General features: G+C 70.1%; 1 protein-coding gene. It reads right to left on the reverse strand.

Going from position 1 to position 629, the window contains the following annotated elements; all coding sequences use genetic code 11:
• On the reverse strand, nt 1-618 hold a 618-nt coding region (locus HT134_RS44315), incomplete at its 3' end, for an SDR family NAD(P)-dependent oxidoreductase (protein ID WP_175606508.1).
• Between the last annotated feature and the right edge of the window lie 11 nt (nt 619-629).

The raw sequence follows: 629 nt of genomic DNA on the forward strand, positions 1-629 counted from the left end.
CCCGTCGTAGGCGGGGTCGGGTGTGGCCACGTGGCCGTTGTCGAGCGGGTTGGGGTTCTTGCCGCCCCGGGTGGCGAAGCCGCCGGGCTCGATGATGGTGACCTTGACGCCGAACTCGGCGACCTCGCCGGCCAGGGCCTCGTTCAGGCCTTCCAGCGCCCATTTGGAGGCGTGGTAGGCGCCGCCGAGCGGCATCGCGATGAGGCCGGCGGCCGAGGACAGCTGGATGATGTGGCCTGAGCGCTGCTCGCGCAGGTAGGGCAGTGCGGCCTGGATCACCCAGACCGCGCCGAACAGGTTGGTCTCCATCTGGTCGCGCAGTTCCTGCTCGGTGAGTTCCTCGACGGCGCCGACCTGGGCGTAGCCGGCGTTGTTGACCACGACGTCGATGCGGCCGAAGTGCTCGGCCGTCTGCTTGACGCTGTCGAGGACGGCGGTCTTGTCGGTGACGTCCATCGGCAGGGGGAGCAGCGCGTCGCCGTAGGTGGCGGTCAGCTCGCCGAAGCTCGTGGTGGTGCGGGCGGTGGCGGCGACCTTGTCGCCGCGGGAGAGGGCGGCTTGGACGAACTCGCGGCCCAGGCCGCGGGAGGAGCCGGTGACGAACCAGACCTTGCTCATGATGTCGTTCC

It is taken from the genome of Nonomuraea rhodomycinica (assembly GCF_013363995.1).
GTDB lineage: Bacteria > Actinomycetota > Actinomycetes > Streptosporangiales > Streptosporangiaceae > Nonomuraea > Nonomuraea rhodomycinica.